This window comes from Anaerophaga thermohalophila str. Valhall, from assembly GCF_000250735.1.
In the GTDB taxonomy this organism is placed as follows: Bacteria; Bacteroidota; Bacteroidia; order Bacteroidales; family Marinilabiliaceae; genus Anaerophaga; species Anaerophaga thermohalophila_A.
On sequence record NZ_AHZV01000052.1, the window covers coordinates 1 to 7,114 of the forward strand.

The following is a 7,114-nucleotide window of genomic DNA, read 5'->3' on the forward strand; positions in this document are numbered from 1 at the left end:
CACAGATTGTAAAAATTTTTTGCAAGTTTATAGACACGCACTAATTAGTGTCTGTCCATAAAGTACCATTTGCTGTGTTACGCTCTCATAATAAAATCTTTGCTCATCGCTTCTCTGCGTTTAGGCTTCTTTTAACTGACTATTGACTTTAAAGACACCCATGTTGTAAAAATTTTTCAAAAATAACGATTGCTAAATTTCCCGGCAATCCCAACTTTTGGGGATTTTTTTGTCCGGGTAATTATTGTGCGCAAAAATGACAGCCTGGGTTACAGAAAAATGACGAAAAGGCAGAAGAGAAGAAATTAAACATTATGGAAACCTTTTAGTTCTAATTTGGTAAGATAATTGAAAAGAATAGTTTGTAAGATGTTTAGATATTGCATGTATTTTTGATTCGCTGCATCTAAACAGATAAAAGATTTTGACAGCAAGTATTTGAATTACAATTTGTTGCAAAATCTTTAACGAAGTGTTGTGGAAAGTATTTTAACGGAGGAGCGCAATGGATTTTTCAGGAACATTTGAAGACTTTCAAAAGGTTGTCAGAGAGAACGGGGGTGATATCCAGGTAATGGAACGCGAGGTATCTCTGGATACCCAGATGGCATACATGCGGATGTCAAAAGAAGTGAAAAGCAATTTGCGACCCGATATAGTGATGGCCGGCAAATATGAACTTTGGGACGAAAATTCTTCTCCCGGCAGCAAACGAAGGCGGCTTGCTGCACTAGCTTCGATAGGAAGTCCGGATGCCATCCGTATTTTACAGAATTATCAGAAACAACCCGATATGGGGCTGGAAGACTGGACATATCTTGCACTTCAGGAGTGTAAGCTGGTATTTCAGGCATCCATGCTTGACCATCCTCCTATGTTTATTTCCACCGGTTTAGGCGGACACGGGCAAAAACTCCGTTTTTTTGGTGCTTTCTTTTCCCGTGACGGAGGGGCTTTTGACGAAACCAGGCAGCGTGTCATTTCAGGTGAGGTAGAGTATATGTTTGAAAAATTTGAAGGGAAACTGGAGTTTATTGCTTTTTCGGGGCAGTTCGTGACGTTTTGGGGCCTTGTTCCTATTGATGTCCCATTGAATGACAGAGTGAAAGCTGCTATTGAGGAATCCAATCTTCTGGGAGGAGGATTGCGAAACGATTTTGTTCTTACCAATGTTAAAAAACTGACTTTTTACGAATTGGGAGAAATATTAAAGAAAATTGAAAGCCGGAACCTGGGAAATTCTGCTAATCAAAGTTTTTTTCAATAAAGATGTATTAGTTCTCTTCAACAAAAAACGGGGATGCCTTAAGGCCTTCCCCGTTTTTTGTTATGAATGAATCAACAATCGGAAGACGTCACCTATTGATTCAGGTCTTCAAAGTCAACATTGGTGTATTCAGCCGTTGAAAGGGATTCTTCTGAAGTTTCTTTTGATTCGGTTTGAGTGGATTCATTGCCGTTATATGCCCCTTGTTCGGCTTGAATAAAGTCAATGGCCTCTTTCAGACCATTTGCAAATTTCTCAAAATCTTCCTTGTAAAGAAAGAGTTTGTGTTTTTCAAAACGAAAACGACCGTCTTCTTCATAGCGCTTTTTACTCTCGGTAATGGTCAGGTAATAGTCATTTTTCCGTGTAGCCTTAACATCAAAAAAATAAGTCCGCTTTCCGGCTCTTACCGCTTTTGAAAAGATGTCGTCCCTTTCATTTTGCTTTTTGTCAATTCCATCTTTTTTGTCAAATCCTTCCATCTTTAAATAAATTTTTTTGAGTAAGAAAACATTGTGTTTCTCCCGGTCAAAAATGGCAATAATTTTTTAAAATAACCAAAGATTGTTTACAAAATTATTCTAAATTTCAAACTCTTTAACGGCGAAAGTCGGTTTTATCGTGTAATAAGTGCGTGTCTGGCAGACTCAGGAATAATTTTATAGATTGCTTTCTTGCGTAAAATAAAAAAAGACCTACTTTTGTCCTGAAAAATTATCTGAAGTAAATAAAAGTTCTTTAACGAATGCTTAGTAGAAGATTGCTCCGTGTGAAAGTGATGCAAACTGTTTACGGTCATTTCAGGGGGGGTGACTCATCCCTCCAGCAGGCCGAAAAGGAATTGTTTCACAGTATTTCTAAATCTCACGAACTTTATCATTTGCTTTTATTGTTGATTCTGGATGTGCGTGATCTTGCCGAAAAGCGCATCGAGATCGGGTTGAATAAGAAAAGACCTACTTACGAGGATCTTCATCCCAACCGGAAATTTATTAACAACAAGGTTATTCAACAACTACGGGAGAACAAACAGCTTTTAAAATATGTTGAAACCACCGGTTTGTCATGGAAAAATAATGAACAATATATAAAGGATGTCTATAAACATATCCTTGATTCTGACTTGTATCAACATTACATGCTATCCGACGATGATTCGTATGAGGCCGACCGGAAATTTGTTGCTAAGCTTTATGAAAAGGTAATTGGGCAATATCTTCCATTATATGCTTTATTTAAGGAGGAATCCATTTTCTGGAACGACGAAGCCGAATTTGTGGTGAGTATTGTGGTCAAAACGCTTAAAGAGTTTAAAGAAGAAAATGGGGAGGAACAAGCTTTGCAAAAGGAATTCAAAGACGAAGAAGACCGTGAATTTGTAAAAACCCTCTTTCGTAAAACCATTTTAAATAATCAGGATTATCAGGCTCTGATTAGAAAATTTTCGCGTAATTGGGACCTCGAAAGGGTCGCCTACCTTGATATCGTATTGATGCAGATTGCCATTGCCGAGTTTTTGGAATTTCCTAAAATTCCTGTTAAAGTAACATTAAACGAATATATTGAGATAGCAAAGCATTATTCTACTCCAAAAAGCGGAACTTTCATTAACGGTATTCTCGATAAGGTGATCACGCATTTGAAAAAAGAAAATCAGCTGGAAAAAGTTGTTGATAGGGAATAGATTATCAATGAGTTAAAGTAGTTATGGTAACCAGATTTTCTTCGATTAATAAAGTTATCATTTTTCTTATCGTGGGAGCATTCTCCTTTACTTTGGGGTGCGGCACTCCTCATCAGAAAAGCCGGAACGATAAAAAAATCACTGATCACGGTATTACCGGCAATGATTCTATAGATGTAGAGCCTGTTTTCGCAGTTACTGAGCATGATTTCGGAACCATACAACCCGGAGATGAAGTAGGCGCTCGTTTCGGATTTGAGAATAAGGGGTCGACTTCTTTGATAATTGAGAGAGTTGCAACAGGATGTGGTTGTACTGTGGCAAAATATACAGAAAAACCCGTCAAGCCTGGTGAATCAGGATTCGTTGAAGTTATTTTTGACTCCCGGGGTAAACGTGGTGCTCAGTTTCAACAAGTAAGTGTGTATTTTCAGGGAACCAAAAAACCGGTAAGGTTATCTTTGATTGCTCAAGTCACTAAAAAATAGTTATATTGCGACCTCTAATTCGAATAAAATTTTTGAACTAAAATTGGAATAGATTATGATGAGCTTATTTTTACAGGCTACAGGTGGCGAGAGCCCTGGTATGCTGATGCAATTATTACCATTTATCCTGATTATTGTGGTGTTTTATTTTTTTATGATTCGCCCTCAGGTTAAACGGCAAAAGGAACTTAGAAAATATCGCGAAAACCTGAAGAAGGGAGATAAGGTGGTTACTACCGGCGGTATTTATGGCAGAGTAACCGAAGTTAAAGACAGTTACGTTGTTGTTGAGATTGCCAGCGACGTTAATATTAAGGTTGATAAAGCAGGTATTATTATGGACATGTCGGATGCGGTTAAAAAATAAGAACCATAGACATCTACCATTGTTCAATAAAATTTTGTAATAGCCGGCCAATGATTATTTTTGTAAATCATTGGCCTTTTTTGTAAATGCGAACAAAAATTTCAGTGACTGTCAGTAAATAGTGCGTGTATATAAACTCACAAAAATTTTCACAATATGTGTGTCTGTTCAGAGAGTGCCGGTTGCAAGCGTAACAAAGCAAATGGAACTTTATGGACAGACATTAAATGGTGCTATTTGATTTTATTTAAATGGGGAATAATGCAGTTAATATAAAGTACCTGAAAATTTTAGGTTGGATACGCGACTGGTTTAACCGGCTCCGGCAGGACAAGAATGTTGTGGTTTTTCTCGTTTTCCTGGTTATTGCCACCGGGTTTTGGTTTCTTAACGCTTTACGCAAAGAATACACAGCAACACTTAGTTACCCCGTGAAATTTGTGAATATTCCGGAAGACAAGATGCTTCCTGACGATTTCAAAAGTCGCATCGAAGTTAAAGTACGCGCTGTGGGTTTTGTTATTCTGCGTTATCAGCTGAGTAATACTTTTCTTCCTCTTACATTTAATGTTTCTGAAATGCAACCATTGAAAACTGAGGCAGGAGAAGGGGTATATACTCTCACATCCGGAGAACACAACAAAATTGTAGGGCAGCTTTCACAAGGGATGGAACTGATTGATGTTAATCCTGATACGTTGTTTGTGCCGCTTGCCGAAAAGAGTAGTAAACGTGTTCCCGTGAGGGTTTCTGCAGATATTGGGTTCGAAAAGCAATATCTTCAGGCGGGGCCAATTTTGGTGCAACCCGACTCGGTAATGATATCCGGCCCTAAACAAGTGATCGATACGGTAAAATATATTGAAACCCGTGAACTCCAACTTGAGGGTCTGGCCGACTCAATCTCTACCGTCATTCCCCTGATTATTCCCTCTCAGGTTAAGGCTTCCGAAAAAAGAGTAACAGCAATCGTTCCGGTTGAACCATTTACAGAACTCAATTTGCGAATACCTTTGCGGGTTTACGGACTCCCCGACAGCTTGCGCATTAAAACATTTCCTTCTGAAATTCAGGTTTCGTTCCGTGTCGGGATGAGCAAATACGGTACAATCGATGAATCCCAGTTTCATGCTGTTGTTGATGCATCACCTGTGTTACGGGAAGACAGGCCCGACCGTTTGAAAGTGCGCCTGGATAAAGCGCCATCAAATGTCGAATCACTGAGCTTTTCTCCTATTTTTGTGGAGTATTTACTTGAAAAAACTCGTTAGTCTTGTTGAAAGTTGGTATAACCGGGGGTATTGGAAGTGGTAAAACAACGGTTTGTAAAATATTTGAATCGTTGGGAATCCCTGTTTATTATGCTGACAATGAGGCCAAAAGATTAATTGAGGAGCATCCCCGGTTAGTCTCCGGCTATAAAAAATTGTTTGGTGATGAGGTTTATCGAAACGGAAAGTTAAACAAGCAGCTTGTTGCAAAAGTAATTTTCGAAGACAATAAATTGCTGAATAAAGTTAACGCTCTTGTACATCCTGTTGTACGTGAGGATTTTATTGGCTGGGTAAATAAACAGCGTGCACCTTATGTTCTTGAAGAAGCTGCTGTTTTGCTTGAAAGCGGAGGACATCACTTTCTGGATAAAGTTATATTGGTTACTGCCCCTGAGACGGTTCGTATTGCAAGGGTTATCAAACGCGATGGGGTGGCATCGGAAGAAGTATTAAAACGCATTCGCAATCAGTGGCCGGACGAGAAACGACATCGTTTTTGCGATTACGAGATTCTGGCAGATGAAAAACATCTGGTGGTTCCTCAGATTTTGAAAATTCATTCTGAATTACTGAAATAATGGGAATAGTAGGTTCATTAATAGGCTTTGGTATCGGCTGGTGGGTGTTGGGCCCTGTTGGCGCCTTAATTGGTATGTTCCTGGGGGGACAGGCCGAGGAAATGGCTGTTGGTGATAATAAAAAGCAGGGTATGCCCTATGGTTCGCCTCGCGATGGGTTTGTCGTTTCATTGCTGGTATTGATGGCAGCAGTTATGAAATCCGATGGCAAAATTTTACGTTCTGAGCTCGATTATGCCAGAAATTATCTGCGCAACTATTTAGGAGAAGAGAAAGCCAGAGAGGCTTTAATTGTTCTTCGTGATTTGATAAAAAAGCAGATTCCGCTTTCCGATGTTTGTCACCAAATCAGAATTAATTTAAACTATGACAGCCGGATTCAGCTTCTACATCTCTTATTTGGTTTGGCAAGAGCTGATGGGCAATTGAGTTCGGTCGAGATTGGTACCATCGATCGTATTGCCGGTTTGCTTGGGATTTCCCGTTCAGATTATCAGGCTGTTCTGAATATGTTTTTTGATAACCTGGAAGCTCACTATAAAATTCTTGAGATTTCTCCTTCTGCTACTGATGAAGAAGTAAAAAAGGCCTACCGGAAAATGGCTCTCAGGTTTCATCCCGACAAAGTCAGTCACCTGGGGCCCGAGTTTCAAAAGGCTGCCAATGAGAAGTTTGCCAGGGTTAATGATGCCTATAACAAAATTAAAAAAGAGAGGGGACTTAATTAGTTTTCAACTTATACGACATTTTATACATGACACGACATTAAGCGTTTGATTTGAAATTTACGCGAGGGTATTTTTGCCAGTATTATCTGTTGTAGTAAACTTTTAAATCATTGTTTAATAGTGGTTTATTTCGGTTTCTAAAGTTCCTTCACTTCGATCCTGGCAAAAATAGCTCTTGTAGGAGCAAACTAATAGATGTTTATATTATTTTTGTTGCTGCAAATTAAAATTGTAAAAAAATGTTGAAAGGAATTCTCGCCATTTCCGGGAAACCCGGTCTTTTTAAATTGATCACGAATGCTAAGAACAGTATTATCGTGGAATCTTTACTTGATGGCAAGCGCATGCCGGCTTACACTTCCTCCAAAATCAGCTCTCTCGAAGATATCTCCATTTTCACTCTGGATGGAGATGTTAAGTTGGCAGATGTTTTTGCTGCTATCTTTGAAAAAGATTTGAAGGTTGAACCTAAAAAGGCCTCTTCAAATGAACTGAAAAATGCTTTCAAAGAAGCTTTACCCGATTATGATGAAGAGAGGGTTTATGTTTCAGACATTAAGAAAGTGTTTTCGTGGTATAATATATTGAAGGAAAAAGAGATTATTACTCCCGAAAGCATTGAAGAAATGAAGAAGACAGATGAAGAGGCCGATGAAAAAAGCGAAAAGGCTTAAAATTTTTCGAACTGATTAGCTGAATGTTATAAAATTTTCAAATTTTAGTTCAAA

The 7,114-nt window shown here is 38.7% G+C and carries 9 protein-coding genes; 8 read left to right on the forward strand and 1 reads right to left on the reverse strand.

The window, feature by feature from the left end:
• Positions 1-505: 505 nt before the first annotated feature.
• Entirely contained in the window at positions 506-1,267 is a 762-nt protein-coding gene (locus OQ5_RS0102205) for a hypothetical protein (RefSeq protein ID WP_016775926.1), read from the forward strand.
• 92 nt (positions 1,268-1,359) lie between these two features.
• Here OQ5_RS0102205 and OQ5_RS0102210 read toward each other — a convergent pair whose 3' ends face one another.
• Positions 1,360-1,749: a DUF3276 family protein gene (locus OQ5_RS0102210; RefSeq protein ID WP_016775927.1), complete on the reverse strand. Its 390-nt coding sequence runs from the start codon at positions 1,747-1,749 to the stop codon at positions 1,360-1,362.
• 263 nt (positions 1,750-2,012) lie between these two features.
• On the opposite strand from OQ5_RS0102210, the gene nusB reads away from it, so the two are divergent.
• The 7 genes from nusB to OQ5_RS0102245 all read left to right on the forward strand — a co-directional run bounded on the left by nusB (position 2,013) and on the right by OQ5_RS0102245 (position 7,060).
• Positions 2,013-2,951 (forward strand): transcription antitermination factor NusB, encoded by a 939-nt coding sequence (gene nusB, locus OQ5_RS0102215; protein WP_026055070.1) that lies wholly within the window; start codon positions 2,013-2,015, stop codon positions 2,949-2,951.
• A 23-nt stretch (positions 2,952-2,974) separates the two neighbouring features.
• A complete protein-coding gene (locus OQ5_RS0102220; protein ID WP_016775929.1) occupies positions 2,975-3,439 on the forward strand; it encodes a DUF1573 domain-containing protein in 465 nt (154 codons plus the stop codon).
• Between the two features lie 55 nt (positions 3,440-3,494).
• Positions 3,495-3,806, forward strand: coding sequence for a preprotein translocase subunit YajC (gene yajC / locus OQ5_RS0102225; RefSeq protein ID WP_016775930.1), 312 nt, complete (start codon positions 3,495-3,497; stop codon positions 3,804-3,806).
• Positions 3,807-4,057: 251 nt separating this feature from the next.
• On the forward strand, positions 4,058-5,077 hold the full coding sequence (locus OQ5_RS0102230) for a CdaR family protein (protein WP_016775931.1): 1,020 nt from the start codon (positions 4,058-4,060) through the stop codon (positions 5,075-5,077).
• 2 nt (positions 5,078-5,079) lie between these two features.
• On the forward strand, positions 5,080-5,658 hold the full coding sequence (coaE, locus tag OQ5_RS0102235; protein WP_016775932.1) for a dephospho-CoA kinase: 579 nt from the start codon (positions 5,080-5,082) through the stop codon (positions 5,656-5,658).
• A complete protein-coding gene (locus tag OQ5_RS0102240; RefSeq protein WP_016775933.1) occupies positions 5,658-6,386 on the forward strand; it encodes a TerB family tellurite resistance protein in 729 nt (242 codons plus the stop codon). The genes coaE and OQ5_RS0102240 overlap by 1 nt, the downstream gene beginning before the upstream one ends.
• Before the next feature lie 239 nt (positions 6,387-6,625).
• A complete protein-coding gene (locus tag OQ5_RS0102245) occupies positions 6,626-7,060 on the forward strand; it encodes a DUF5606 family protein (protein WP_016775934.1) in 435 nt (144 codons plus the stop codon).
• The last annotated feature ends 54 nt before the right edge of the window (positions 7,061-7,114 follow it).